The following is a 24,498-nucleotide window of genomic DNA, read 5'->3' on the forward strand; positions in this document are numbered from 1 at the left end:
GGCGACGACCTCCGGGGGAACGACGGAAGGGTCACGATGAGCCCCAAGGACACCGCGAGCTCGTCGAAGAGCGGCGGCTCCAGCGCGTTCACGCCGGCCAGGATCGCGGTCCTGGCCCTGGCGGTCCTCGCCGTGATCTTCATCTTCGAGAACACCCGGCAGGTGAAGATCCGGCTGCTGATCCCCGAGGTCACCATGCCGCTGTACCTGGCGCTCGCGGCCGTCTTCATCATCGGCGGGATCTGTGGGGGCTACTTCGTGGCGAGGAGACGCAAGTGAGACGAGTGGCGACGGTCACCGCGGGGGCCCTGCTGGCCCTGACGGTCCCGGTGGGCGCGGCGGTCGCGGCCGACGGGCCGCGGATGCCGGACTTCCGCGGCCGTGGACTGATGCACGTGTTCACGACGCTCGACTACCGCACCCAGGTCCAGGTGACCGACGTCGGCGGCGCCCACCGGCACGTGCTGTGGCCGCCGAGCTGGAAGGTCTGCACCCAGTCACCGGACGTCGGCCGGGAGATCGGCGCCACCACGGTCCGGATCGGCGTCGTGAAGAACGGCGAGAAGTGCCCGAAGGCGGCCGCCGGATAGCGGTCCGTAGGCTGGCCCGATGACCGAGTACCTGGCCGAGGGCCCGCGCGTGGGCATACGGCCCTTCGCGCTCACGGACGCCGCCGAGTTCACCGCACGGGCCCGGGAGAGCGGGCGGCTGCACCGGCCCTGGCTCTTCCCGCCCACCGACGCGGCCGCCTTCGAGGCGTACGCGCGGCTGCTCGTCGAGGACCCGACGAAGCACGGCTTCCTGGTCTGCGAGCGGGCCGTCGGAACCGACGGCGCCACCGGAACCGACGGGACCATCGCCGGGTTCATCAACATCAACAACGTCGTCCTCGGCGGCTTCCGCAGCGGCGCCCTCGGCTACGGCGCCTTCGCGCACGCGGCCGGCCGCGGCCTGATGTCCGAGGGCCTCGGCCTCGTCGTCCGGTACGCGTTCGGGACGCTCGGGCTGCACCGTCTGGAGATCAACGTGCAGCCGGGCAACGCCGGATCCATCGCGCTCGCCCGCCGGGCCGGCTTCCGCCTCGAAGGGTTCTCGCCGGACTTCCTCTTCATCGACGGGGCCTGGCGCGATCACCAGCGGTGGGCGCTCACCGCTTCCGGTTGATCTTCATCGTGTCCATGTCGGTCACGGTGGAGCGCAGCTCGCCGTGCCCGTACCCGCGCTCCGCCAGGTGCGCCGTCGCCTGCTCCTCGGCGAGCGCGCCCGCCATCTCGTCGCCGTCGGCCGGGTCGGACGTGACGACGTAGCGCATCGAGAAGTGCTTCAGCGTCCGGTCGTACGCGAGCGAACCCTCCGGGCCGAACCGCATGCCCGCGATGCCCTCGTGCTCCGCCACCTCGGCGAGCAGCCGCTCGCGGGCGGGTGCGGTGAGACCGTCGAAGGTGCCGCGGACGATGACGCGATAGGTGTGCTGGTCGGCCATGGTGCGGGTCGCTCCTCGTGCGTACTGCGGCGGGTCAGCCGGTTGAAAGCGCCAGGGTACGTCGATGAGGATGCTGCGCATGCGGAATATCGTCGCCGTCGACGCCCCGTCGAACCTGGGCCTGCGCCCGCCCGCCCCCGGCACCGTGCCCGGTGTCTACAAGCTGGCCGGAGCCCTGCGCGAGCACGGCGTCGTCCGCAGGCTCGGCGCCTTCGAGGGCGGCGTCGTCGTGCCGCCGCGCTACGACCGCGGCGACTGGCAGGAGGGCGACGGGGTGTTCAACGCCGCCGCCATCGCCGCCTACACCGTCCGGCTCGCCGACCGGATCGAACGGCACGTGCGCGCCGGGGACTTCCCGCTGGTGCTCGGCGGGGACTGCTCGATCCAGCTCGGCGCGGCCCTCGCGCTGCGCCGCATCGGCCGGTACGGGCTCGCCGCCGTGGACGCCTCCGCCGACTTCCGGCACCCCGGGAACTCCGACCGGGTCGGCGCGGCGGGCGGCGAGGAGCTGGCGCTCGGCACCGGCCGCGGGCAGGACGACCTGACGGACATCGAAGGGCTGCGCCCGTACCTGCGCGACGAGGACGTACGGCTCTTCGGCGGGCGCGACGCCTTCACCGACGACCGGGCCGAGCTCGCCGCGCTGAAGATCCCGAACGTGACGGTCGGCGAACTGCGCGAGTGGGGCGTCGAGGACGTCGTGCCCGGCTTCGTGCGGAGCCTGGAGGTGCCGGTCCTGGACGGATTCTGGGTGCACCTGGACGCCGACGTGCTCGACCCGACCGTCATGCCCGCCGTCGACAGCCCCGATCCCGACGGGCTGCTGCCCGACGAGCTCCTCGCGCTGCTGCGGCCGTTGCTCGCCTCACCGCGTTGCGTCGGCATGAACGTCACGATCTACGACCCGGATCTCGACCCCGACGGGACGGCGGGCGCCCTGCTCACCGATCTGATCGTGACGGCCTTTGCGCAATCCTGACCGGGGCAGACCCTGGTCAGCTCGCCGATGACCCTGTTCCATGGTCATCGGGGCGGGCCGCGCCCCGTGGCGACGGGAGGCAGACGTGACGATCGTGCGACGTGAGGTACTGACCCTCCCAGGCGTCGAACTGGGCCCCGCGAACCCGCTGCCACCGCTGCGCACCCTCGACGAGATGCACGAACTCGACGAGCGGTCCAAGGAGGGCCTGCCGCTCGACATGTCCCGGCAGATCGGCTACCGGCCGCTGCGCAGCGTGCTGCCCGAGCGGATCCTCGACGGCTACGGCCGGGACCGCGCACCGGTCACGCTCGACACGATCGTGATCGAGAACGACCGGCTGCGGGCGACGGTCCTGCCGGGCCTCGGTGGCCGCATAGCCTCCCTGTTCCACAAGCCGACCGAACGTGAACTCCTGTACCGCAACCCGGTGTTCCAGCCCGCCGACTTCGCGCTCAACGGCGCCTGGTTCTCCGGCGGCATCGAGTGGAACATCGGCGCCACCGGCCACACCACCCTGTCCTGCGCACCCGTGCACGCCGCCCGCGTCACCGCGCCCGACGGCGGCGAGATGCTGCGCCTGTGGGAGTGGGAGCGCCTGCGCGACCTGCCCTTCCAGGTCGACCTGTGGCTCCCCGACGGCTCCGACTTCCTGTACGTGGGCGTCCGGATCCGCAATCCGCACGAGAAGCCCGCGCCGGTGTACTGGTGGTCCAACATCGCCGTGCCGGAGGAGCGCCGCGTCCTCGCCCCGGCGGCCGAGGCCTGGCACTTCGGGTACGAGCGCAGCCTGCGCCGGGTCCCCGTGCCGGAGTTCGACGGCGCCGACCGCACGTACCCGCTGAACAGCACGTACCCCGCCGACTACTTCTACGAGGTCGAGGACGGGCGGCGCCGCTGGATCGCCGCGCTCGACGACGCCGGGCACGGCCTCGTGCAGACCTCGACCGATCTGCTGCGCGGCCGCAAGCTCTTCGTCTGGGGCAGCGGCACGGGCGGCCGCCGCTGGCAGCGCTGGCTCACCGAGCCCGGCACCGGCGGCTACGCCGAGATCCAGGCCGGGCTCGCCCGCACCCAGCTGGAGCACGTCCGCCTGGAGGCGGCGGGCGAGTTCAGCTGGCTGGAGGCGTACGGGCCGCTCACGGCGTCCGCGGAAACGGTTCACTCGCATCACTCGCAGGCGGACTGGGACGGCGCCGTCGCGGAGGTGGAGCGCCGCCTCGCGGAGGCCCTGCCGAGGGCCGACGTGGACGCCGCGTACGCGGCCTGGCGGCCGAGCGCCGACACCGAGCCGGGGGAGCGCCTCGCCGTCGGCTCCGGCTGGGGCGCCCTCGAAGTCCTGCGCACGGGCGAGAAGTTGGCGGGCACGCCGTTCGACGAGGCGATGCTGGGCGACGAGCAGGCGCCCTGGCGCGAGCTGCTGGAGTCCGGAGCACTGCCCGAGCCGCGCCGGGTCGGGCCGCCCGGACCCTCGCTCGTCGCGCCCGCCTGGCGCGACATGCTGGAGACGGCGCCGGCCAGGCCGCTGTCCGAGTACCACCTCGGCGTCGCGCAGTGGCACGCGGGCGACCGCGCGCAGGCCGTGCGCAGCTGGGAGCGCGGGCTCGAACTCGCCCCGTCCCTCTGGCCGTTCCTGCGCTGCCTGGCCGTCGCCGACGCGGCGGACGGGCACGCCGAGCGGGCCGCGGACCGCTACACCGAAGCCTTCGACGACCTGTGCGCGGAGCGCCGGGACGACGGGGCGGTGTGGGTCGCCGCGACGGCGTCGCTGGGCCGGGAGGCGATCTCGGCGCTGCTCGCGGTGGGCCGGGCGGCGGCGGCCCGCGGCGTGTGGGACCGTCTGCACGCAGGCACCAGGGCGCGCGGCCGGTTCCGCCTGCTGGAGGCCGAACTCCTGGTGGCGGAAGGCGAGTTGGCGGCGGCCCGCGCCGTCTTCGCCGCCGGGTTCGAGGTCGCCGACCTGAGGGAGGGGGCCGAGACGATCGGGGAGCTGTGGGCGAAGGCGGCCCCCGGTGAACCCCTGCCGGACACCTATGACTTCCGGATGAGGCCGCCCGCGAGCACCCCGGCGGACTGAGCGGGGCGAGGCCGGGGCGGGATCCCGCCCCGGCCGGCGTGCTAGACCAACTCGCCCGCGCGGGCGACCACCTGGCCGCCGTGCACGACCATGTCCCGCTGCGGCATGTCCACCACGACCTGCGGGACGCACTCGCCGCGCAGCAGCACGAAGTCGGCGGGGGAGCCCGGGGTGAAGTCGACGCGGGGCAGGCCCATGACGTCGGCGCCGCCGTCCGTGCCCACCGTGTAGCAGTCGGTCAGTTCCTCGTCGAGGCGGACGTCGGTGACCCAGCCGAGGATGTGCGCGCGGTGCAGCATGTCGGCGTTGCCGAACGGGCTCCACGAGTCGCGGACGCCGTCCGAGCCGAGGCCCACCCGCACCCCGTGCTCGCGCAGCTTGCCGATCGGCAGGACCAGGGACTCGTTCGGCGAGACCGTGGTCAGAGCGATGTCCATGTCGGCCAGGTCGCTCGCCATCGTGTCGAGCTCGGCGCCCTTGAGGAACGGCAGGCAGAACACGTGGCTCACCGTCACCTTGCCGCGCAGTGACAGCGCCCGGGTCCGCTCGATGATGCCGCGGAGCACCTTCGTGCCCTTCTCGTCGCGGTCGTGCAGATGGATGTCGACGCCGACGCCGTAGCGGTCGGCGAGGTCGAAGACCAGGTCGAGCTGCTCGTCCAGGGCGTTGTCGAAGCTGATCGGGTCGATGCCGCCGATCATGTCGACGAGGCCGGCGCGCGCCGCGTCCTCCAGGAGCTTCGCCGTGCCGGGCGTACGGACCACGCCGTGCTGCGGGAACGCGACGATCTGCACGTCGAGCGCGTCGGCGAGGCGCTCGCGGGCCTCGGCCACCCCTTCCAGACCGGCCAGCCCGTAGGCGGGCGCGACGTCCGCGTGCGCCCGCATCGCGCGGGTGCCCCGCGTCACGGCGTGCGCCATCAGACCGTAGGCGCGCTCGCCGACCGGGCGCTTCTGCGAGCGGAACAGCTCCACGTCCTGCGCGCAGTACTCGGCGATCCCACTGGCCGGCTTCCGGGACACCCAGTCGCCGCCGAAGCTCGTCTTGTCGGGGTGGATGTGCGCGTCGACGAGGGCCGGCAGCGCGATCCGGCCGTCGCCGTAGACGACCTTCGCGCCCTTGGGGGCCGGGCCGTCGGAGATGACGCCGTCGACGACCGTGAGGTCCACGGCGTCCCGCGCGGCGAACGGGCGCACGTTCCGGAAGACCACGGCCTTCTTGGGGCGGTCGTGCGGCCGGGGTTCCGCGGCCTGCGCGGCCTGCGCTGTCGTCGGGGTGAGGGCCGCGCCGAGCGAGGCGGCACCCGCGAGGACGCCGCGGCGGGACAGGTGAGGGGGAGTCATGCGGTTCTCCTTGGGTGGGAGGAAGGGCGCGAAGACGGTGCGGGTGGTACGGAGGGTGCGGGCGGTGCGGACGTCAGACGGCGAGGCCCGAACGGACCACGTGGGACGGTGCCTTGAGGACGCTCAGGTCCTTGAGCGGGTCGCCCGACAGGAGCAGCAGGTCACCGGCGAAGCCGCGGTCGAGGCGGCCCGCCGTGCCGGCCAGGCCGAGCAGGCGCGCGGCGCCGGTCGTCGCCGTGCGGATCGCGTCCAGCGGCGACAGTCCTGCGGCGTGCATCAGTTCCACCTCGCCGCCGATCGGACGGACCGAGCCGCCCGACGAGTCGGTGCCCGCCGCGAGCGGCACACCCATCTCGTGCGCGGCGAGGACCGCCCTCTTCAGGACCGGCAGATACGTGCGGCCGCGCTCGGCGAGCACCGGGTCCGCGGACGTGGCGAGGCCCGCGATCGCGGTGAGCGTGGGTGTGAAGTACGTGCCCCTGCGGCGCATCTCCCGCAGCGTGCGCTCGCCGACGAACGCCCCGTGCTCCAGCGACCGGATGCCCGCCGTCACCGCGTCGTGACAGCCCTGCTCGCTGTAGCTGTGGCAGAGCACGCCCTTGCCGCCGCGCCGGGCGGCCGCCACCACCTCGGACAGCTGCTCGTGCGAGTAGACCTGGGCGAGCGGGTCCTGCTCGGGCAGGCCCGCGCGCTCGTTGACCCGGGTCTTGACGACGTCGGCGCCGCGCGCGAGGTTCACCTCGACGACGCGCCGCAGCGCCTGGGCCGAGCGCACGCCGTCCTTGAGGCGGGCCAGCGGGGTCAGGTCGGGGTCGGCGAGGACGGTGTCGCCGAGGTCGGGCGTCACGAAGACACCGGCGGCCCTGAGGCGGGGCGCGCGTTCCGGGGCCTGGCGGGCCAACTCCCGTACGGCGATGTCCTGGTAGAAGTTCGTGGAGCCGCTGCGTGCGCTGGTGGCGCCCTTGCGGACGGCGTCGCGCGCCTCGGCCGCGGTGTTCAGGTGGATGTGCGCGTCGACGAGGCCCGGCAGGATCCACTGGCCGTGCGCGGCCAGCCGCGGGGCGTCGGCCGGCAGTTGTCCGCGGACCGCGTCCCGGGACCCGGCCGCGCGGACCACTCCGCCGCGGATCACGACGACCGCGTCCTCGGTCACGTGCCCGGTCGCCGGGTCGAGCAGCGTGCCGCCCTCCACGACGAGATCGCCGGCGGGGCCCGGCCGGCTCGTGCGGGGCGCCGCCGCGGCCGGGGACGCGCCGGTTCCGAGCGCGGTCGCGGTGCCCGCGAGCACGGCGGAGGCGGCGAGCACGCCGCGGCGGGTCAGTCGGCCGGACGGGGGCTCGATGGGCTCGACGCACATGGGGGCTCCTTGAGGGGAGGAGGTGGCCTGGCCCGACAGTATGTATACCAAGGCGGGCGGCGCGGCAAGATCGCACCGCCCGCAGGGCATGGGTTAGGGCTGTTTGTCGTAAATGACCTCAGGGATGAGGAGGGATCGCGACGCGGCTAGTCGGCCTCGGTATACAAATCAGTGTCACCGAAGAGGGACTTGAGGGCGACGGCGCGGCTGTCCCTGACGTGCAGCAGCGTGCTGGCCGCTGCCGCCTCCTCGTCACCCGCCGCGATGTGCCGGAACATGTCCGCGTGCTGCGCCCGCATGTGGGCGGGCTCCTCGCGCATCCCGAACAGCAGCTGCAGCTGCCAGCTCAGCTGCTCCATGGTGCGGATCAGCAGCGGATTGCCGCCGAGCGCCACGACCTGCTCGTGGAACGCCGTGTGTGCGGCCACCTCGCGCGTCCCCTCGTCGGCCGCCGCCGCCCGCTCCGCCCGCTCCAGGCTGGCGCGCAGATCGGCGAGGCCGTCCGGCTCGGCGGGTGCGTCGGCCGCCGCCCTGCGGGCCGCGAGCCGCGACGCCTGGACGGCGAGCGGCTCCCACACCTCGTACAGATGGCGCACGTCGACCCGTTCCAGACGCCGTACCCGCACGCCGCTGTGCGGCAGCAGTTCGAGCAGGCCCTCGCTGACGAGCGCGCGCAGCGCCTCCCGGACCGGCACCCGGGACATCCGCAGTTCCTCGGCGATCTCGCGCTCCACGAGGCGCGCGCCCATCGCGTAGCGGCGGTCGACGATGCGCTGCCGCACCTCCTCGCGCGCCTGTGCGCTCAGGGACGTACGTCCCGCTCCCGACTCCGCAGTACTGCCCGCCACGTGCACCGTCCTTCACCGGTCGTGCTCCGGGCGAGGATACGTGCGTTTCAGGACTCCGGCGGCGCCTGCCGGTCCACGTACTCGAACACCGAGCCGTCCGGGTGCAGCGCGATCAGATTGCGCCCTGCCGGTGTCGGCACCGGTCCCGCGATCACCTGCGCGCCGGACGCTGTCAGCACCGCGTTCGCCTCGTCGACGTCGCGCACCGCGATCGTCGCCGCGACCTTGCGGAGCACCGCCAGCTCCTCCTCGGGCCCGCTCATCAGCAGGAAGCAGCCGACCGCGGCCACCGAGACCCCGCCGCGCTCGAACCGCAGCGCTTTGCTGCCCGCGAGTTGCTCGTAGAAGGCGACCGAGGACTCCAGGTCCTCGACGCAGACGCGCAGCGTGGTTCCCAGGATTTCCATACGGAGCAGCCTAGTTGGCGCCGCGAACCGGTGTGATCACTTCGCGCAACCCGCCGTTACGGGCGCCGCGCGGCGGGTACCCGGGGCGCATGGAACGCATTGACCAGCGACTCAACGAGGAAGTGGCCCACGCCGTCCGCGACGCCGTCCGGGCCGAGATGAAGGAGGGCGTCCGCGCGCAGAAGCGGCGGGCCGGCCTGTACGCGGGCGCAGGGGCGGTCGCCCTGTACGCGGGGGCCGCCGCGGCGCTGGCCCTCGGGCTGGTACTCGCCCTCGGCATGCCGGACTGGGCGGCGGCCCTGGTGGTCGCCGTGGTGCTCGGCGTCGCGGCGTTCGCGCTGCGGCAGGCCGCCAGGCCGGGTACGCCGGACGCGCCCACGGCACCGCCGATGCCGTCCGCCCCGCCGCCGCCCGGGATCTGACCCGGCTCCCCGCCTCAGGACGTGGGCCAGCCCGCCGCGGAGACGACCGCGCGGGCCACCTGCGTCACCGTGCGGTCGTCCGTCGGGACCCGCACCGTGTCCCGCGGCACCCCCGCCTCCAGACGGCGCGCCATGAACGCGCTCCGCTCCAGCTGCCGCCGCAGCTCGGAGCCCTGCTCCCGCGCCGTCAGCCGCCGCCGCACCGTCTCGTCCGACGCCGTCAGCAGGACCCGCACGATGCGCGGCTCGTCCGGCGCCAGCGCCGACCGGAACAGGCCGGTCCCGCTGGCCAGCACTGACGCCGTGTTCGTGTAGACCAGCCGCGTGTGGCCGAGCTCGCGGTAGTTGCGCCACAGCGCCGCCAGGTTGCGCTCCGTGATCGCCCCGCGGTCCGGGTCGCCCGGCGGCGCCGGGTGCACCGCGTCCAGGGCGTCGCCCTCGATGTACGCGTGCGCCACGTCCGCGTCCCGCAGCAGCGCGGCCACCTCCCAGCCCACCGACGACTTGCCCGCCCCTGAGCGGCCGCCGATCAGCAGCAGATCCGTGCCGTGCGCGTCGAGAGTCATGGCGGGAGCGTAGAGGCCGCACGTTTGGCGGCGCCCGGCCCGGGGACGCGGGAGGTCCACCGTCGCGTCCCCGGAGGAGAACCGTGAGCCGATCGCGCGTCCTGATCGTCGGTGCCGGTTTCGCCGGCTACCGGGCCGCCCGCATGCTGACCCGGGTGGCCCGGCACACCGCCGACGTCACCCTGCTCAATCCGACCGACTACTTCCTGTACCTGCCGCAGGTCGCCGCCGGCACGCTGGAGCCGCGCCGCGTCACCGTCTCCCTGTCGGGGACGCTGCCGCGCACCCGCCTCGTGCTCGGCGAGGCGGACGGCGTCGACCTCGACCGGCGGACCGTCTCGTACGTCGGCCCCGAGGGGGCCCGCGGCACCCTGGAGTACGACCGGCTCGTCCTCGCCGTCGGCAGCGTCAACAAACTGCTGCCCGTGCCGGGCGTCGCCGAGCACGCGCACGGCTTCCGCGGCATGCCGGAGGCGCTGTACCTGCGCGACCACGTGACCCGGCAGATCGAACTCGCCGCGGCCGCCGACGACCCGGCCGACTGCCGGGCCCGCTGCACCTTCGTCGTGGTCGGCGCCGGCTACACCGGCACCGAAGTCGCCGCGCAGGGACAGCTGTTGACGGACGCACTGGTGCGCAAGCAGCCGCTGCGCCGGGGGATCCGCCCCCGCTGGATGCTGCTCGACATCGCGCCCCGGGTACTGCCCGAACTCGACGAGCGGCTCTCCCGCACATCCGACCGCGTGCTGCGCGAGCGCGGCGTCGAGGTGCGCACCGGGGCCTCCGTGAAGGAGGCCACCCGGGACGGGGTCCTGCTCGACGACGGCGAGTTCGTGGACACCCGCACCCTCGTGTGGTGCGTCGGCGTCCGCCCCGACCCGCTGGTCGCGGGCCTCGGCAGGCCGCTGGAGCGCGGACGCCTGCTGGTCGACCCGTTCCTGAACGTGCCCGGGCACCCCGAGGTGTTCGCCTGCGGTGACGCGGCCGCCGTGCCCGACCTGGAGAAGCCGGGCTCGTACACGCCGATGACCGCGCAGCACGCCTGGCGGCAGGGGCGCGTCGCGGGACTCAACGTCGCCGCGTCCCTCGGGCACGGCGAACGCCGCAGCTACCGCCACAAGGACCTCGGCTTCACCGTCGACCTCGGCGGCGCGCAGGCCGCCGCCAATCCGCTCGGCGTCCCGCTGTCGGGACCGCTCGCGGGCGCCGTCACCCGCGGCTACCACCTCGCCGCACTGCCCGGCAACCGCGTGCGGGTCGCGGCGGACTGGATCCTGGACGCCGTACTGCCGCGCCAGGCCGTCCAATTGGGGCTCGTCCGCTCCTGGTCCGTACCGCTCGACACGGCGTCCCCCGAGCTCGCCCGGGTACCGGACGACACCGAGGACCGGAACCGGGGCCAGGACCCAGGCCGGGTCCAGGACCGGCAAGACGGGGGCAACGAAGGCAACGGAGGCAACGGAGGTACGTCGTGACCACTTACACAGATGCCGAACTCCGGGCGCTCGGACAGCAGTTGAGGGTCGACTCGGTGCGCGCGGCGGACGCCGCCGGCTCCGGCCACCCCACCTCCTCGATGTCCGCTGCCGACCTGCTGGCCGTGCTCCTGGCCCGCCACTTCCGCTACGACTTCGACCGCCCCGCCCACCCGGGCAACGACCGCTTCGTCCTCTCCAAGGGCCATGCGTCGCCCCTGCTGTACGCCGCGTACAAGGCGGCGGGCGCCATCAACGACAGCGAACTGATGGGGTTCCGCACCCTCGGCAGCCGGCTGGAGGGCCATCCGACGCCGCAGCGGCTGCCGTGGGTCGAGACCGCCACCGGATCGCTGGGGCAGGGGCTGCCCGTCGGCGTCGGGATCGCGCTGTCCGGCCGCCGGCTCGACCGCGTCGGCTACCGCGTCTACGTCCTGTGCGGCGACAGCGAACTCGCCGAGGGATCGGTGTGGGAGGCCGCCGAGCACGCCGCGTACGAGCACCTCGACAACCTCACCGCGATCGTCGACGTCAACCGGCTCGGCCAGCGCGGGCCCACCCGGCACGGCCACGACCTCGACGCGTACGCGCGCCGCTTCCGGGCGTTCGGCTGGCACACCGTCGAGATCGACGGGCACGACGTGGCCGGGATCGACCGCGCGTACGCCGAGGCCCGCTCCACCACCGGACAGCCCACCGTGATCATCGCCCGCACCCTCAAGGGCAAGGGCGTCGCCGCCGTCGAGGACCGGGAGGGGATGCACGGCAAACCGCTGCCCGACGCCGACGAGGCGATCGCGGAACTCGGCGGTGACCACGGGGTGCGGGTCGAGGTGCAGGCGCCGCCCGCCGCCCGGATCCTGCACGCCGTGCGCAGCGGCCACCTCGACCTGCCGCGCTACGAGCTCGGCGACGAGGTCGCCACCCGCGACGCCTACGGGCAGGCGCTCGCGGCGCTCGGCTCGGCGCGCGGCGACGTCGTGGCCCTCGACGGCGAGGTGAGCGACTCGACCCGCACCGAGCAGTTCGCGAAGGAGCACCCCGACCGGTTCTTCGAGTGCTACATCGCCGAGCAGCAACTCGTCGCGACGGCCGTCGGGCTGGCGAGCCGCGGCTGGGTCCCCTACGCGTCCACGTTCGCGGCGTTCCTGACCCGCGCCCACGACTTCGTCCGGATGGCGTCCGTCAGCGGCGCCGGCCTCAATCTGGTCGGCTCGCACGCGGGCGTCGCCATCGGGCAGGACGGGCCCTCGCAGATGGGCCTGGAAGACCTCGCCATGTTCCGGGCGGTGCACGGATCCACGGTCCTGTACCCGTGCGACGCCAACCAGACGGCCCGGCTGGTCGGCCACATGGCCGAACTGGACGGCATCCGGTACCTGCGGACCTCGCGCGGCAAGAGCCCCGTCATCTACCCGCCGCACGAGGACTTCCCGGTCGGCGGCAGCAAGGTCCTGCGGGCCGGGGAGGCCGACCGGCTCACGCTCGTCGCCGCCGGGGTCACCGTGCACGAGGCGCTGATCGCGGCCGACGAACTGGCCGGGGCCGGGATCCCGGTCCGGGTGATCGACCTGTACTCCGTGAAGCCGGTCGACCGGCGCACGCTGGCCGAGGCCGCCCGGGACACCGGATGCCTGGTCACCGTGGAGGACCACCGGGACGAGGGCGGGCTCGGCGACGCGGTCGCCGAGGCGTTCGCGGACGGCAGCCCCACCCCGCGCCTGGTGCGGCTGGCCGTCCGTCCGATGCCGGGCTCGGCGACCCCGGCGGAACAGCTCGCGGCGGCCGGCATCGACGCGGCGTCCCTCATCGCGGCGACCGCCCTCCTCGTCGAGCAGCAGATGACGCCCTGACCGCCGAGGGGCCGGCCGGCCCAGGGAGGCACCGTGAACGACGTACGCACGTACAGGGTCGGCAAACGCAGCGTGGAGGTGCACCGGCCCGGCAAGGAGCTGCTGCCCGACGGCATCACGAAGGGCGTGCTCGCCGACTACCACCGCGAGATCGCGCCGTTCATGCTGCCGCACCTGCGCGGCCGGCCCCTGATGCTGGAGCGGCACCCCGACGGTCCGGACGGGCCCCGGTTCATGCAGAAGGACACGCCGGACAGCTATCCCGACTGGATCCGCCGGGTGGAGGTCGCCAAGGAGGGCGGCACCGTCACCCACACCGTGTGCGAGAACACCGCCACCCTGCTCTTCCTCGTCGACCGGGCCGCGCTCACCCTGCACCGGTGGCAGTCGCGGGCCGGCCGGATCGACCGGCCCGACCGGCTCGTCTTCGACCTCGACCCCGCGAACGACGACTTCGGGACGGTACGGGACGCGGCCCGCCGGCTGCACGAGCTCCTCGACGGACTCGGGCTGCCCGCCGCCCCGATGACCACCGGCTCGCGCGGCGTGCACGTCGTCGTACCGCTCGACGGGCGGCACGACTTCGACGCCACCCGGGACTTCGCCCGGCAGGTCGCGCAGACCCTCGCCGACGAGCACCCCGACGCCCTCACCACCGAGGCCCGCAAGAAGGACCGCGGCGACCGCCTCTACCTCGACGTGCTGCGCAACGGCTATGCCCAGACCGCCGTCGCGCCCTACAGCGTGCGGGCGAAACCGGGCGGACCCGTGGCCACCCCGATGACCTGGGAGCAGCTCGACGACCCGGCCACGAACGCCCGCCGCTGGACCGTCACGGACGCCCTCGAACAGGCCCGCACCCACCCCTGGCAAGGGCTGCTCGGCCGGGGGCGCGCACTCGGCCCGGCCCTCCGCAAACTCCGTACGCGGCAAGGGAGTTAGAGGTTTGTCCAGGACCGATGGGGTGACTCGACCCGCATGAACAAGACGCAGGGCGACGGCGGCCGGGGGCCAGGACCCATGGAGGTGCTGCGCGAGGCGCGCACCCAGCTGGCCGAGCTCACCGGTATGACGGCGGAGTCCGTCTCGTCCTTCGAACGCACCGAGGACGGCTGGGAGTTGGAGATCGAGGTCCTCGAAGTGGCCCGGGTCCCCGACACGATGAGCCTGCTCGCGAGCTACCAGGTGAGCCTGGACCCGGAGGGCGTGCTCACCGGCTACCGGCGCGTCCACCGCTACGAGCGGGGACGTGCGGAGTCGCGCAGGCCCGGCGGCCGGTAGACCGCCGCCCCCGCCCCTGCCTCGTCCCGCGCACCACACAGACAAGCCCCTTATGGACAAGCCCCTTATGGACAAGCCCTTTATGGACAAGCCCCTTATGGACAAGGAGGACCGGTCTCCATGACCGTTGTTCCTGCACAGCAGTCAGGCGGCGGTGGCGGCACCAGCGGTCTGTACGACGTACTCGAACTCGTCCTGGACCGCGGACTCGTCATCGACGCGTTCGTCCGTGTCTCGCTGGTCGGCATCGAGATCCTGAAGATCGACGTCAGGGTCGTCGTCGCCAGCGTCGACACCTATCTCCGCTTCGCCGAGGCCTGCAACCGGCTCGATCTGGAAGCCGGCCCGCACCGCAGCCCCGGCCTGCCCGACCTCGTCGGCGAGATGACCGAGTCGGGCGCGCGCGGCAAGTCCAAGGGCGCCCTGACCGGAGCCGCGCAGACCATCTCCGAGGCGTTCAACCAGGCCCGCGACGAGGGCCAGGCCGAGCCGAAGCGGACCCGCAGGTCCGCCCCGAGCCGCCGTAAGGAGGAGCAGGAGTGACCAGCACGTACATCTACGGCATCGCGAGCGCGGAGCACCCCTCGCTGCCCGACGGCATGGGCGGCATCGGGGAACCCGCGCGCAAGGTGCGCCTCGTGAAGGAAGGGTCCCTCGCGGCGATCGTCAGCGAGGCCCCCGAGGACCTGCGGCCCAAGCGCCGGGACCTGCTCGCCCATCAGAGCGTGCTGTCCGAGGCGGGCGGCGGCGGGCCCGTCCTGCCCATGCGGTTCGGCAGCCTCGCGCCCGACGACAAGGCCGTCGCGGCGGTGCTCGCCGAGCGCGCCGACCACTATCAGGAGCGGCTGAGCTCGCTGGACGGCAAGGTGGAGTACAACGTCAAGGCGCAGCACGACGAAGAGGCCGTGCTGCACCGGGTGATGGCCGAGGACGCCGAGGTCCGCACCCTGACCGAGGCCAACCGGCAGGCCGGCGGCGGCACGTACGAGGAGCGGCTGCGGCTCGGCGAGCTGGTCGTGTCGGCCGTGCAGGCCCGGGAGGCGGCGGACGCCACCGAGCTGCAGGGCCTGCTCGAACCCGCGGCCGACGCCGTGTCGACGGGACCGGAGAGCAGCGGCTGGCTGGCCAACCTCTCCTTCCTCGTCGACCGCGGGCAGGCCGAGCACTTCCTCGCCGCGATCGAGCACGTCCGCCACAGCCGTCCGCACCTCGACCTCACGGTCAACGGCCCGCTCCCGCCGTACAGCTTCGTGGAGCCGGGCCCCGCGGAGCCCGCGGGCACGGAGTGAGCCCATGGGGCTGATCAAGGAAGTGCTGCTGCTGCCGATCGCGCCGGTGCGCGGGTCCCTGTGGGCCGTGCAGCAGGTGCTCACGGAGGCCGAGCGGCAGTACTACGACCCCGCGTCGGTCCGCGCCGAACTCGCCCGCCTGGAAGAGCGGTTGACGTCCGGCGAGATCGACCAGGAGACGTTCGACCGGATCGAGGACGAGCTCCTCGACCGTCTGGAGGGAAAGTGAACCGAGCAGCGCTCGGCCTCGCGGTAGGGGCCGGTTACGTCCTCGGGCGTACGAAGAAGATGAAGCTGGCGTTCGCCGTCGGCACGATGGTCGCGGGCAAACGGCTGAAGCTGAGCCCGAGCGCGCTCGCGGACCTGGTCAGCCAACAGCTGGCGAACAACCCGCAGTTCAAGGAAATCGCCGACGAGCTCAGGCAGGATCTGCGCGGCGTCGGCAAGGCGGCGTCGGGTGCGCTCGTCGAGCGCCAGATCGAGGGGCTCGCGGGCCGTCTGCACGACCGCACGCGCGGCGTCCGCGACCGGATCGAGGGCGTCGTCCCCGACGTCGACGACGTGCGCGACGCGGGCGACCGGGTCACCGGTCTCGTCCCGGGGCGCGGCAAGGCCCGCGACGAGGAGCCCGATGAGGTCCGCGACGAGGAGCCCTACGACGCCTATGACGACGAGGCCCCGGACGAGGCGGAGGATCGGGACGGCGCGGAGGCCCGGGACGAAGCCGACGACGCGGCGGACCGGGCGAGGGACGCCAGGTCGCGGACGGTGGAGAAGAAGCCGCCGGCCAAGAAGGCGGGGGCCAAGAAGACCGCGGCGCGCAAGCCGGTGAAGAAGGCCCCGGCGCAGCGGGTGGGCGGTGCCAAGCGGGCTGCCACGAAGACCGTGGAAGGGGGCCGTGGCCGTGGCTGACTCCCCGAAGAACGCGCTCGGCGGTCTCGCGAAGAGCCAGGCCGCCGACCACCTCAAGGCCGAACTCCAGGAGTACCTGGCGGCCCAGGCCCAGCGTCTGCTGGTCGGCGCGGGCCGCAAGCTCGGCGAGACCACGATCAAGCTGAACGACATCGCCGACGGCAAGAGCCCCGGCTTCGCGCAGCTCGCCCTCGACGGCGGCCGTAAACTCGCCGAGGGCAAGGGGCCGTTGCGCAGCGCGGTCGAGCTCGGCGCGGGCCGGCTGAAGGACAACGTCGTGGGCGCCTTCAAGAACCTCGGCGGCGGCAAGGGCAAGCGCAAGAGCGGCGCGGGCAAGAAGCCCACCGTCATCATGGAGTTCATCGACGTGGGCGTCGATCTGCGCAACGCCTACGACCAGTGGACCCAGTACCAGGAGTTCAGCACCTTCGCGAAGGGCGTCAAGAACGCGAACCGCGCCGACGACGTCACCTCCGACTGGCAGCTCAAGGTCTTCTGGTCCAACCGGAGCTGGAAGGCCCACACCACCGAGCAGCATCCCGACGACCGGATCGCCTGGACGTCGGAGGGCGCCAAGGGCACCACGAAGGGCGTCGTCTCCTTCCACCCGCTGGCCGACCGGCTCACCCGGGTGCTGCTCGTCATCGAGTACTACCCCAAGGGCCTGTTCGAGAGGACCGGCAACATCTGGCGCGCCCAGGGCCGCCGGGCCCGTCTCGACCTGAAGCACTTCGCGCGGTTCGTGACGCTGCGCGGCGAGGCGAGCGACGGCTGGCGCGGCGAGATCGAGGACGGCCAGGTCGTCACGAGCCACGAGGACGCCGTCGCCGAGGAGGAGCGCGAGCGGGAGCAGGACCTGGAGAACGAAGAGGGGCAGGAGCAGGAACAGGAGCAGGAACAGGAGCAGGAGGGGGAGCTGGAGCAGGAGTCCGGCAAGCCCGCGGACGACGACTACGAGGAGTACGCCGACGAAGAGGGCGAAGACGGCGCGGAGGGCGCGGAGGAACCCGACCGCTACGACGCCGAGGACGAGGACCGGGACGAACCCGAGGACGACGCCGAGGACGACGGCGAGTACGAGGAGTACGACACCGAGCCCGAGCAGGAGCACGACCGGGACGAGGAGCCGGAGCCCGAGGACGAGCCCGAGGAGGAGCCGGTGCGCCGGCCCCGCCGGGAGCGGGCCGGCAGCGGGGCCCGCCGATGACCACGGCGAGCCGCTTCCCCGACACCTACCGCGGTGGCGACGGCGGGGCCAACCTCGCCGACATCCTCGAACGCGTCCTGGACAAGGGCATCGTCATCGCGGGCGACATCCGCATCAACCTGCTCGACATCGAACTGCTCACCATCAAGCTCCGGCTGATCGTCGCCTCCATCGACAAGGCGAAGGAGATGGGCATCGACTGGTGGGAGGACGACCCGGCGCTGTCGTCGGGTGCCCGCCGCAAGCAACTCGCGCGGGAGAACGCCGAGTTGAAGCAGCGGCTGGCCGAACTGGAGGAGGGCACCGCATGACGGGGACGAGTGAGCTGCGGTACGTGTACGCGGTCTGCCGTCCGCTCGGCGACGCCCCGTTGCAGGCCGACCTCACCGGCGTCGCGGGCGCGCCGCCGGGCCTGGTCGAGCACCACGGGCTCGTCGCCGTCGTCGGCGACGTACCGGAGCGGGACTTCGCCGAGGCCCCGCTCCGCTCCCGTCTGGAGGACCTCGACTGGCTCACCGGGACGGCCCGCGCCCACCAGCGGGTGATCGCGGCCCTGTGCACGGTCACCAGCCCGCTGCCGCTGCGGCTGGCCACCGTGTTCCGCGACGACAGCGGCGTACGGACCATGCTGGAGCAGGAGGGCGACCGCTTCCGCGCCGCGCTCGACCGGCTCGCCGGACGCGTGGAGTGGGGCGTGAAGGTGTACGTGGAGGAGGCCGCCGCCGCGGAACCGGCGCCGGCCGCCGAGCCCGCGGCGGCGTCCGGCCGCGACTACCTGCGCCGCCGCCGGGCCGAGCGGGCCGCCCGCGACGACACCTGGCAGCGTGCCGAACGGTTCGCGCAGGAGCTGCACGACGAGCTGTCCGGGCAGGCCGCTGCCACCCGCATCCACCCGCCGCAGAACCCCGAGCTGGCCCGCACCAGCGACCGGAACGTCCTCAACGCGGCCTATCTGGTGGGGCGTTCGGCGTCGGAGGAGTTCGTGGAGACGGTCGACGCCACCAAGGACCGGGAGCCGGGGCTGCGGGTGGAACTGACCGGACCGTGGGCCGGCTACTCGTTCAGCTCCCCCGAGGACGCCGAGGGTGGGGAGGAGCAGCCGTGACCGTCGTGGAGCGGCGCGAGATCGCCCTGGTCGACCTGCTCGACCGGCTGCTCGCGGGCGGTGTCGTCCTCGCGGGCGACGTCACCCTGCGCATCGCGGACGTCGACCTGGTCCGGATCGACCTGAAGGCCCTCATCAGCTCGGTCAACGAACAAGTACCGTCACCGTGGCCGGAGTTGACATGACGGATTCCCGCAGACGGATCGAGCTCGAACCGGACACGGTGGAGCGCGACCTGATGAAGCTCGTGCTGACCGTCGTGGAACTGCTGCGCCAGCTCATGGAGCGCCAGGCCGTACGGCGGTTCGACACCGGTGATCTGACGGAGGACCAGGAGGAGCGGATCGGTCTCACCCTGATGCTGCTGGAGGACCGGATGGCGGAGTTGACGGAGCGCTACGGGCTGCGGCCCGAGGACCTGAACATCGACCTCGGACCGCTCGGCCCGCTGCTGCCGCGCAGCTGACCTTCGCTTCCCGGGGCGCCTCGCCGGGCGCCGAACTCCGTTACCCCTGGCTCGACTTGCGGGCCAGGATCTCGCCGTGCAGCACCGTGAACCAGGCGTCGTCGTGCCCGCCCCACTCCCGCCACGCCTCGGACACCGCGGTCAGCTGCTCGGGCGTCGCGTGCCCGCCCTCCGTCGCCCGCTCGGCGTACGTGGAGGCCACGGTGCGATCCGCCCACAGCCCGCTCCACCAGGCGATCTCGTCGGCCGTCGCGTAGCACCACGTACCGGCCGACGCGGTGATCTCGTCCGCGGTGAAACCGGCGCGCAGCGCCCAGGACTTGAGGTGCCGGCCGGCGTCCGGCTCGCCGCCGTTGGCGCGGGCCACCCGCCGGTACAGGTCCAGCCAGTCGGTCATGCCCGGCGACTGCGGGTACCAGGCCATCGCCGCGTAGTCGGAGTCGCGGACGGCGATGATCCCGCCGGGCTTGGTGACGCGGCGCATCTCGCGCAGCGCCTGCACCGGATCGCCGACGTGCTGCAGCATCTGGTGGGCGTGGACCACGCAGAACGTGTCGTCCGGCCAGTCCAGGGCGTGCACGTCCGCGGTGGTGAACTCGACGTTCGTCAGGCCCCGTTCGGCGGCCGTGGCGCGCGCCTGGTCCAGGATGCCCTCGGCGTGGTCGGCGCCGACGACGTGTCCGTCCGGGACCAGGGCGGCCAGGTCGGCGGTGATGGTGCCGGGGCCGCAGCCGATGTCCAGGATCTTCATGTGCGGCTTGAGCGAACCCAGCAGGTAGCCCGCCGAGTTGGCGGCGGTGCGCCAGGTGTGCGAACGCAGCACGGACTCGTGGTGGCCGTGTGTGTACACGGCGGTCTCCTGCGACATGACCGGATCCCTTCACGGTGTGACGAACCACCCGGGGCGGGCTGCCCCGGGCGATGCGATCACCGTACGCCGCTCACTCGCATAGTGAGATACGTGTCTTGAGATGTGGACAGCGGTCTTGGGTCCGGCGGGTCAGAGGAGGGCGAGCGGCCGGTACACGCGCAGCGCCTCGTGCTGCTTGTCGACCGTCAACTCCGGCCCGCACTCGCCCACTTCGCCGTCGAACGCGAGCGGTGTGCCGGGCGCGATGCCGCCCACCCGGAGCCGGGTGAGCCGGGTCGCGGCATGGAACGGGGAGCGGGACAGTGGACCGGAGAGCGCCGCGGCGAGCAGCCGCACCCCGGGCAGCCGGCCGCCGTTGACGGTGCGCACGTCGAGCAGCCCGTCCGCCAGATCGGCCCGCCGCCCCGCGGTGAGACCCATCCGCCGGTACGTGCAGTTCCCCGCGAACAACAGCCACAACGGCCGCTTCCTGCCCATGAGTTCGGCTTCGAGCGGGTGATCGCGGCGCAGCACGTGGACCGCCGCCACGACATCGGCGAGACGCCCGCCGATCCGCCCCGACCAGCGCTCCCGCTCCCGCACCAGCTCCGGATAGGCGCCCAGGCTGAACGTGTTGAGGAAGATGCCGGAGGCCATGGCCGAGGTGAACCGGCCCACGTCGACGGCGACCGCGTCGCCGCCCACGACCGCCCGCACCAGATCGCCGACGTCCTCGATGCCGAGGTCGTACGCGAAGTGGTTGAGGGTGCCACCGGGCAGCACCGCCAGCGGCAGCCCGTGCTTCAGGGCCACCCGGGCCGCCGTGTTCACCGAGCCGTCGCCGCCCGAGATGCCCAGCGCGCGGGCCCGCGGCGCCGCCTTCTCCAGCGCGGTCTCCAGTTCGCCGCCCGTGCACTCCACGAACTCGGCGCGCGGCAGCGCACCCTTCAGGGCCCGCACCTTCTCCGGGGTACCGGCCCCGGTGTTCACCACCAGCACCAGACCCTCGCCGTCCGGCAGCGCCGGCACGTCGTCCACCAGCGGGCGGCCCGGCGACGGCATCTGGTCCCGGGTCGGCACCAGGCCGCGCACCGCGAAGGCCGCGCCCACACCGAGCGCCGCGCCCGCCAGGACGTCACCGGGGAAGTGGGCGCCGGTGTACACCCGGGACGCGGCCACCGAGAACGCGACGGGCGCGACCGCCGCGCCCCAGCCGCGGGACTCCAGGGCCACGCCCGTCGCGAACGCGGCGGCCGAGGCCGCGTGGCCCGACGGGAACGACGTCGTGAACGGCTGCCGCTTCAGCCGGCGTACCAGCGGCACCGGGTCGAGCGCCGGCCGCGGCCGGCGCACCGACCGCTTGCCGAGCGTGTTGATCGTCGCCGAGGCGAGCGCCAGGGACGCCACCCCGCGCAGCGCGGCCCGGCGGGCCCGCGGCGAACCGGTGGCGGCGAGCGCGCCGCCCACCGCGAACCACAGCACACCGTGGTTCGCGGCGCGGCTCAGCCGCGGCAGGATCCGCTCGGCGCCCGGCCACCGGGCTCCGGCGGCGAACTCGAAGACGCGCAGATCGAGGGCGGCCAGTCGGCCGCGCAGGGAGGGGCCCGGCGGGGGCCCCGCAGGCACGGTCAGGTCGAGGTCGGCACACATAGGACGACGGTTACCCGGTGCGGAGCCGCGCACCCATGGCCGGACGAGGAATCGGTTTGCCCGTCACCCGCACGGACGTCCACAATGCGGGATCATGGGACATCTGGAAGCCGCGCACCTCGAGTACTTCTTGCCGGACGGGCGGGCACTGCTCGGTGATGTGTCCTTCCGCGTCGGCGAGGGCGCGGTCGTCGCCCTCGTCGGACCGAACGGGGCGGGCAAGACGACGCTCCTGCGCCTGCTGTCCGGCGAGCTCCAGCCGCACGGCGGCTCCGTCACCGTGGGCGGCGGGCTCGGCGTGATGCGCCAGTTCGTGGGCTCCGTGCAGGACGAGACGACCGTCCGCGACCTCCTCGTCTCCGTGTCGTCGCCGCGCATCCGCGAGGCCGCGCGGGCCGTCGACAAGGCCGAGCACGCGATCATGACCGTCGACGACGAGGCCGCGCAGATGCAGTACGCGCAGGCCCTCTCCGACTGGGCCGAGGCGCAGGGGTACGAGGCGGAGACGCTCTGGGACATGTGCACGACGGCCGCGCTCGGCGTCCCGTACGACACGGCGCAGTTCCGCGAGGTGCGCACGCTCTCCGGCGGTGAGCAGAAGCGGCTGGTCCTGGAGGCGCTGCTGCGCGGCACCGACGAGGTCCTGCTGCTCGACGAGCCGGACAACTACCTCGACGTCCCCGGCAAGCGCTGGCTGGAGGAGAAGCTCCGCGAGACCCGCAAGACGGTCCTGTTCGTCTCCCACGACCGCGAGCTGCTCGCCCGCTCCGCACAGAAGATCATCAGCGTCGAGCCGGGCCCCGGCGGCGCCGACGCCTGGGTGCACGGCAGCGGCTTCAGCACGTACCACGAGGCGCGCCGCGAGCGCTTCGCCCGGTTCGAGGAGCTGCGCCGCCGCTGGGACGAGAAGCACGCCCAGCTGAAGAAGCTCGTCCTGAACCTGCGGCAGGCGGCGTCCGTCAGCCACGAGATGGCGTCCCGCTACGCCGCCGCACAGACCCGCCTGCGCAAGTTCGAGGAGGCCGGGCCGCCGCCGGAGCCGCCGCGCGAGCAGGACATCACCATGCGCCTGAAGGGCGGCCGCACCGGCATCCGCGCGGTCACCGTCGAGGGCCTGGAGCTGACCGGCCTGATGAACCCCTTCGACCTGGAGGTCTTCTACGGCGAGCGGGTCGCGGTCCTCGGCTCGAACGGCTCGGGCAAGTCCCACTTCCTGCGGCTGCTCGCCGGCGACGAGTCGGTGGCGCACACCGGTCAGTGGAAGCTCGGCGCCCGCGTCGTCCCCGGCCACTTCGCCCAGACCCACGCCCACCCCGAGCTCCAGGGCCGCCCGCTGCTCGACATCCTCTGGCGCGACCACGCCAAGGACCGGGGAGCGGCCATGTCGCTGCTGCGGCGCTACGAGCTGACGGCGCAGGCCGAGCAGAAGTTCGAGCGGCTCTCCGGCGGCCAGCAGGCCCGGTTCCAGATCCTGCTCCTGGAGCTGGAGGGCGCCACCGCCCTGCTGCTCGACGAGCCCACGGACAACCTGGACCTGGAGTCGGCCGAGGCCCTCCAGGAAGGTCTCGAGTCCTTCGACGGCACGGTCCTCGCCGTCACCCACGACCGCTGGTTCGCCCGCTCCTTCGACCGCTTCCTGGTCTTCGGCACGGACGGCAGGGTCCGCGAGACCCCGGAGCCGGTGTGGGACGAGCGCCGCGTGGAGCGCACGAGGTAGCCCGCGGCGCGGCCTGCCACGGGCTCAGCCGGCGGGCCGGCGCAGCAGCGCCCCCAGCCCGCCGGAGGGTCCCGCCGACGTCACCGAGAGCGCCGACGCGCCACTGGCCGCCGCGCACCGCAGGAGCGCGTCGTCCGCCCGGGCGGGCACCGGCTCGGCCACCCCCAGGGCGGCCGCGTCGCCGCGCCGCACCGCCACCTGGTCCGGTGCGTCGCCGACCCACACCTCCCGGTGCGCGTCCGGCCCGCCGGGACGCACCAGGAGCTCCGCGATCCGGTGCTCCCGCGCCGCCTCGACCAGCGCGGGCACCCCCTCCACCGCCGCGTCGTCCCGCCCGCGCGCGGACGCGAACAGCTCCTCGCCGCGCGCCGCCCGCTGCGCCGCGTGCCCGGTCCTGGTCCGTTCCAGCTCGGCGTCGAGCAGCCGGCTCCCGGCGCCGTGCCGGGCCCGCACCACCCGCCCGTCGAGCACCCCCGGCAACCGGTCCCGCACCACGGCGCACTCCTGCTCGTCGCCCACGAGCACCACCAGATCCGCCCGGATCTCCGCCTGGCGGACCACCAGCGCCCGGGCGATCTCCCCGGCCTCGCGCTCCCACGTGCCCCACGTGCCCCACGTGCCCCACGTGTCCTGGGCGGGCGGACCGTCCGCCGTCGCCCGCCGCACCGACACGGTGCCGGCCGCCGACTCACCGAGCGAGGACCGCACCTCGAAGTCCGCGCCCCGCCGGTCCAGGTACGCGACGAGGCACACCGGGTTGTCGGCCGCGAGATCCAGCAGGGGAGCGGTGTGCGGCACCGGCGCCCAGTGGGCCGAGGTGCCCGGCGGCGGCGCGCTCAGCGGCGGATCCAGGACGACTTCGCCCGCCGCCGCGAAGAACGCCCGGCCCACCGGCTCCCGCGCGTGCCGCAGCTCGTCGACCGCCATCCGCGCCGCGTGGCACGTGGCCTCGTCGGCACCGGCCGCCGCGAGGGCCCGCTGCACGCCGAGCGCCTCCAGGGTCTGGTCCTCCGCGGTGGACCCGCAGTAGCGCGACGTGTCCACGTACACCGACGCCCAGGGGCCGGGCCGGTCGCACAGCGGGGTGAGGAACGCGAGGTCCATGACTGCCTCCCAGGAGCCGTGGGTACGCCGGGACGGGATACCGCCTGCGGTGCAGGTACCCGCGCCGGGCGTGGACAGACCTGGCGGCCGTGTCCGAGCTCCGGCGG

29 protein-coding genes are annotated in these 24,498 nt (G+C 73.6%); 20 read left to right on the plus strand and 9 right to left on the minus strand.

Features of this window, described 5'->3' with window-relative positions:
* Positions 1 to 36: 36 nt before the first annotated feature.
* From M4J07_RS15190 to M4J07_RS15200, 3 genes are read left to right on the plus strand one after another with little or no spacing between them, the layout of a single operon-like run.
* The gene (locus M4J07_RS15190; RefSeq protein WP_255972062.1) at positions 37 to 279 is read left to right on the plus strand and encodes a LapA family protein; all 243 of its coding nucleotides are present in this window, start codon (positions 37 to 39) and stop codon (positions 277 to 279) included.
* On the plus strand, positions 276 to 590 hold the full coding sequence (locus tag M4J07_RS15195) for a hypothetical protein (RefSeq protein ID WP_255972064.1): 315 nt from the start codon (positions 276 to 278) through the stop codon (positions 588 to 590). The genes M4J07_RS15190 and M4J07_RS15195 overlap by 4 nt, the downstream gene beginning before the upstream one ends.
* 19 nt (positions 591 to 609) lie before the next feature.
* Entirely contained in the window at positions 610 to 1,164 is a 555-nt protein-coding gene (locus M4J07_RS15200; RefSeq protein ID WP_255972066.1) for a GNAT family N-acetyltransferase, read from the plus strand.
* Here M4J07_RS15200 and M4J07_RS15205 read toward each other — a convergent pair.
* Positions 1,148 to 1,483, minus strand: a complete 336-nt coding sequence (locus tag M4J07_RS15205) for a DUF6204 family protein (RefSeq protein ID WP_255972067.1) — start codon at positions 1,481 to 1,483, stop codon at positions 1,148 to 1,150. The genes M4J07_RS15200 and M4J07_RS15205 overlap by 17 nt on opposite strands.
* A gap of 79 nt (positions 1,484 to 1,562) precedes the next feature.
* On the opposite strand from M4J07_RS15205, the gene M4J07_RS15210 reads away from it, so the two are divergent.
* Positions 1,563 to 2,462 (plus strand): arginase family protein, encoded by a 900-nt coding sequence (locus tag M4J07_RS15210; RefSeq protein ID WP_255972069.1) that lies wholly within the window; start codon positions 1,563 to 1,565, stop codon positions 2,460 to 2,462.
* A gap of 40 nt (positions 2,463 to 2,502) precedes the next feature.
* Entirely contained in the window at positions 2,503 to 4,539 is a 2,037-nt protein-coding gene (locus M4J07_RS15215; protein WP_374215045.1) for a DUF5107 domain-containing protein, read from the plus strand.
* Positions 4,540 to 4,580: 41 nt separating this feature from the next.
* Here the strand turns inward: M4J07_RS15215 and M4J07_RS15220 are convergent, their stop codons facing one another.
* The 4 genes from M4J07_RS15220 to M4J07_RS15235 form a co-directional block, all read right to left on the minus strand.
* Positions 4,581 to 5,882: an amidohydrolase gene (locus M4J07_RS15220; protein WP_255972072.1), complete on the minus strand. Its 1,302-nt coding sequence runs from the start codon at positions 5,880 to 5,882 to the stop codon at positions 4,581 to 4,583.
* Positions 5,883 to 5,955: 73 nt separating this feature from the next.
* Positions 5,956 to 7,239, minus strand: a complete 1,284-nt coding sequence (locus M4J07_RS15225; RefSeq protein WP_255972074.1) for an amidohydrolase family protein — start codon at positions 7,237 to 7,239, stop codon at positions 5,956 to 5,958.
* A gap of 146 nt (positions 7,240 to 7,385) precedes the next feature.
* Positions 7,386 to 8,087, minus strand: a complete 702-nt coding sequence (locus M4J07_RS15230) for a GntR family transcriptional regulator (RefSeq protein WP_255972075.1) — start codon at positions 8,085 to 8,087, stop codon at positions 7,386 to 7,388.
* Between the two features lie 47 nt (positions 8,088 to 8,134).
* A complete protein-coding gene (locus M4J07_RS15235) occupies positions 8,135 to 8,494 on the minus strand; it encodes a VOC family protein (RefSeq protein WP_255972077.1) in 360 nt (119 codons plus the stop codon).
* Positions 8,495 to 8,583: 89 nt separating this feature from the next.
* Here M4J07_RS15235 and M4J07_RS15240 point away from each other — a divergent pair, with 89 nt between their 5' ends.
* Positions 8,584 to 8,916 (plus strand): phage holin family protein, encoded by a 333-nt coding sequence (locus tag M4J07_RS15240; protein ID WP_255972078.1) that lies wholly within the window; start codon positions 8,584 to 8,586, stop codon positions 8,914 to 8,916.
* A gap of 14 nt (positions 8,917 to 8,930) precedes the next feature.
* Here the strand turns inward: M4J07_RS15240 and M4J07_RS15245 are convergent, their stop codons facing one another.
* Positions 8,931 to 9,482, minus strand: coding sequence for a hypothetical protein (locus tag M4J07_RS15245; protein ID WP_255972080.1), 552 nt, complete (start codon positions 9,480 to 9,482; stop codon positions 8,931 to 8,933).
* Positions 9,483 to 9,565: 83 nt separating this feature from the next.
* On the opposite strand from M4J07_RS15245, the gene M4J07_RS15250 reads away from it, so the two are divergent.
* The 13 genes from M4J07_RS15250 (at position 9,566) to M4J07_RS15310 (ending at position 19,070) form a co-directional block, all read left to right on the plus strand.
* Positions 9,566 to 10,957, plus strand: coding sequence for an NAD(P)/FAD-dependent oxidoreductase (locus M4J07_RS15250; RefSeq protein ID WP_255972081.1), 1,392 nt, complete (start codon positions 9,566 to 9,568; stop codon positions 10,955 to 10,957).
* Complete coding sequence (locus tag M4J07_RS15255; protein ID WP_255972083.1) at positions 10,954 to 12,810, plus strand: transketolase; 1,857 nt, start codon at positions 10,954 to 10,956, stop codon at positions 12,808 to 12,810. The genes M4J07_RS15250 and M4J07_RS15255 overlap by 4 nt, the downstream gene beginning before the upstream one ends.
* A gap of 33 nt (positions 12,811 to 12,843) precedes the next feature.
* A complete protein-coding gene (ligD, locus tag M4J07_RS15260) occupies positions 12,844 to 13,752 on the plus strand; it encodes a non-homologous end-joining DNA ligase (RefSeq protein ID WP_255972084.1) in 909 nt (302 codons plus the stop codon).
* Between the two features lie 36 nt (positions 13,753 to 13,788).
* Positions 13,789 to 14,091, plus strand: a complete 303-nt coding sequence (locus M4J07_RS15265; protein WP_255972086.1) for a gas vesicle protein GvpO — start codon at positions 13,789 to 13,791, stop codon at positions 14,089 to 14,091.
* A 120-nt stretch (positions 14,092 to 14,211) separates the two neighbouring features.
* Positions 14,212 to 14,634 carry a gas vesicle structural protein GvpA gene (locus M4J07_RS15270; protein WP_255972088.1) on the plus strand — a complete coding sequence of 141 codons (423 nt, stop codon included), beginning with the start codon at positions 14,212 to 14,214 and terminating at the stop codon, positions 14,632 to 14,634.
* Positions 14,631 to 15,380 carry a GvpL/GvpF family gas vesicle protein gene (locus M4J07_RS15275; RefSeq protein ID WP_255972090.1) on the plus strand — a complete coding sequence of 250 codons (750 nt, stop codon included), beginning with the start codon at positions 14,631 to 14,633 and terminating at the stop codon, positions 15,378 to 15,380. The genes M4J07_RS15270 and M4J07_RS15275 overlap by 4 nt, the downstream gene beginning before the upstream one ends.
* Before the next feature lie 4 nt (positions 15,381 to 15,384).
* Complete coding sequence (locus tag M4J07_RS15280; protein ID WP_255972092.1) at positions 15,385 to 15,609, plus strand: gas vesicle protein GvpG; 225 nt, start codon at positions 15,385 to 15,387, stop codon at positions 15,607 to 15,609.
* Positions 15,606 to 16,292 carry a DNA primase gene (locus M4J07_RS15285; RefSeq protein ID WP_255972094.1) on the plus strand — a complete coding sequence of 229 codons (687 nt, stop codon included), beginning with the start codon at positions 15,606 to 15,608 and terminating at the stop codon, positions 16,290 to 16,292. The genes M4J07_RS15280 and M4J07_RS15285 overlap by 4 nt, the downstream gene beginning before the upstream one ends.
* Positions 16,279 to 17,499 carry an SRPBCC family protein gene (locus tag M4J07_RS15290; RefSeq protein WP_255972096.1) on the plus strand — a complete coding sequence of 407 codons (1,221 nt, stop codon included), beginning with the start codon at positions 16,279 to 16,281 and terminating at the stop codon, positions 17,497 to 17,499. Before M4J07_RS15285 ends, M4J07_RS15290 begins: the two co-directional genes overlap by 14 nt.
* Positions 17,496 to 17,810, plus strand: a complete 315-nt coding sequence (locus M4J07_RS15295; RefSeq protein ID WP_255972098.1) for a gas vesicle protein — start codon at positions 17,496 to 17,498, stop codon at positions 17,808 to 17,810. The genes M4J07_RS15290 and M4J07_RS15295 overlap by 4 nt, the downstream gene beginning before the upstream one ends.
* On the plus strand, positions 17,807 to 18,604 hold the full coding sequence (locus tag M4J07_RS15300) for a GvpL/GvpF family gas vesicle protein (protein ID WP_255972100.1): 798 nt from the start codon (positions 17,807 to 17,809) through the stop codon (positions 18,602 to 18,604). The genes M4J07_RS15295 and M4J07_RS15300 overlap by 4 nt, the downstream gene beginning before the upstream one ends.
* The gene (locus M4J07_RS15305) at positions 18,601 to 18,789 is read left to right on the plus strand and encodes a gas vesicle protein (protein WP_255972102.1); all 189 of its coding nucleotides are present in this window, start codon (positions 18,601 to 18,603) and stop codon (positions 18,787 to 18,789) included. Before M4J07_RS15300 ends, M4J07_RS15305 begins: the two co-directional genes overlap by 4 nt.
* Positions 18,786 to 19,070: a gas vesicle protein K gene (locus tag M4J07_RS15310; protein WP_255972104.1), complete on the plus strand. Its 285-nt coding sequence runs from the start codon at positions 18,786 to 18,788 to the stop codon at positions 19,068 to 19,070. Before M4J07_RS15305 ends, M4J07_RS15310 begins: the two co-directional genes overlap by 4 nt.
* Positions 19,071 to 19,110: 40 nt before the next feature.
* On the opposite strand, the gene M4J07_RS15315 is transcribed toward M4J07_RS15310, so the two are convergent.
* Both M4J07_RS15315 and M4J07_RS15320 read right to left on the minus strand, forming a co-directional pair.
* Positions 19,111 to 19,938 carry a class I SAM-dependent methyltransferase gene (locus M4J07_RS15315; RefSeq protein WP_255972106.1) on the minus strand — a complete coding sequence of 276 codons (828 nt, stop codon included), beginning with the start codon at positions 19,936 to 19,938 and terminating at the stop codon, positions 19,111 to 19,113.
* 132 nt (positions 19,939 to 20,070) lie between these two features.
* On the minus strand, positions 20,071 to 21,570 hold the full coding sequence (locus M4J07_RS15320) for a bifunctional phosphatase PAP2/diacylglycerol kinase family protein (RefSeq protein WP_255972108.1): 1,500 nt from the start codon (positions 21,568 to 21,570) through the stop codon (positions 20,071 to 20,073).
* A 94-nt stretch (positions 21,571 to 21,664) separates the two neighbouring features.
* Between M4J07_RS15320 and M4J07_RS15325 the strand changes: the two genes are divergently transcribed.
* Positions 21,665 to 23,287 (plus strand): ABC-F family ATP-binding cassette domain-containing protein, encoded by a 1,623-nt coding sequence (locus tag M4J07_RS15325; RefSeq protein ID WP_255972110.1) that lies wholly within the window; start codon positions 21,665 to 21,667, stop codon positions 23,285 to 23,287.
* A 24-nt stretch (positions 23,288 to 23,311) separates the two neighbouring features.
* On the opposite strand, the gene M4J07_RS15330 is transcribed toward M4J07_RS15325, so the two are convergent.
* Complete coding sequence (locus M4J07_RS15330) at positions 23,312 to 24,391, minus strand: baeRF2 domain-containing protein (protein ID WP_255972112.1); 1,080 nt, start codon at positions 24,389 to 24,391, stop codon at positions 23,312 to 23,314.
* Between the last annotated feature and the right edge of the window lie 107 nt (positions 24,392 to 24,498).

Source organism: Streptomyces longispororuber, assembly GCF_024448165.1.
In the GTDB taxonomy this organism is placed as follows: Bacteria; Actinomycetota; Actinomycetes; order Streptomycetales; family Streptomycetaceae; genus Streptomyces; species Streptomyces longispororuber_A.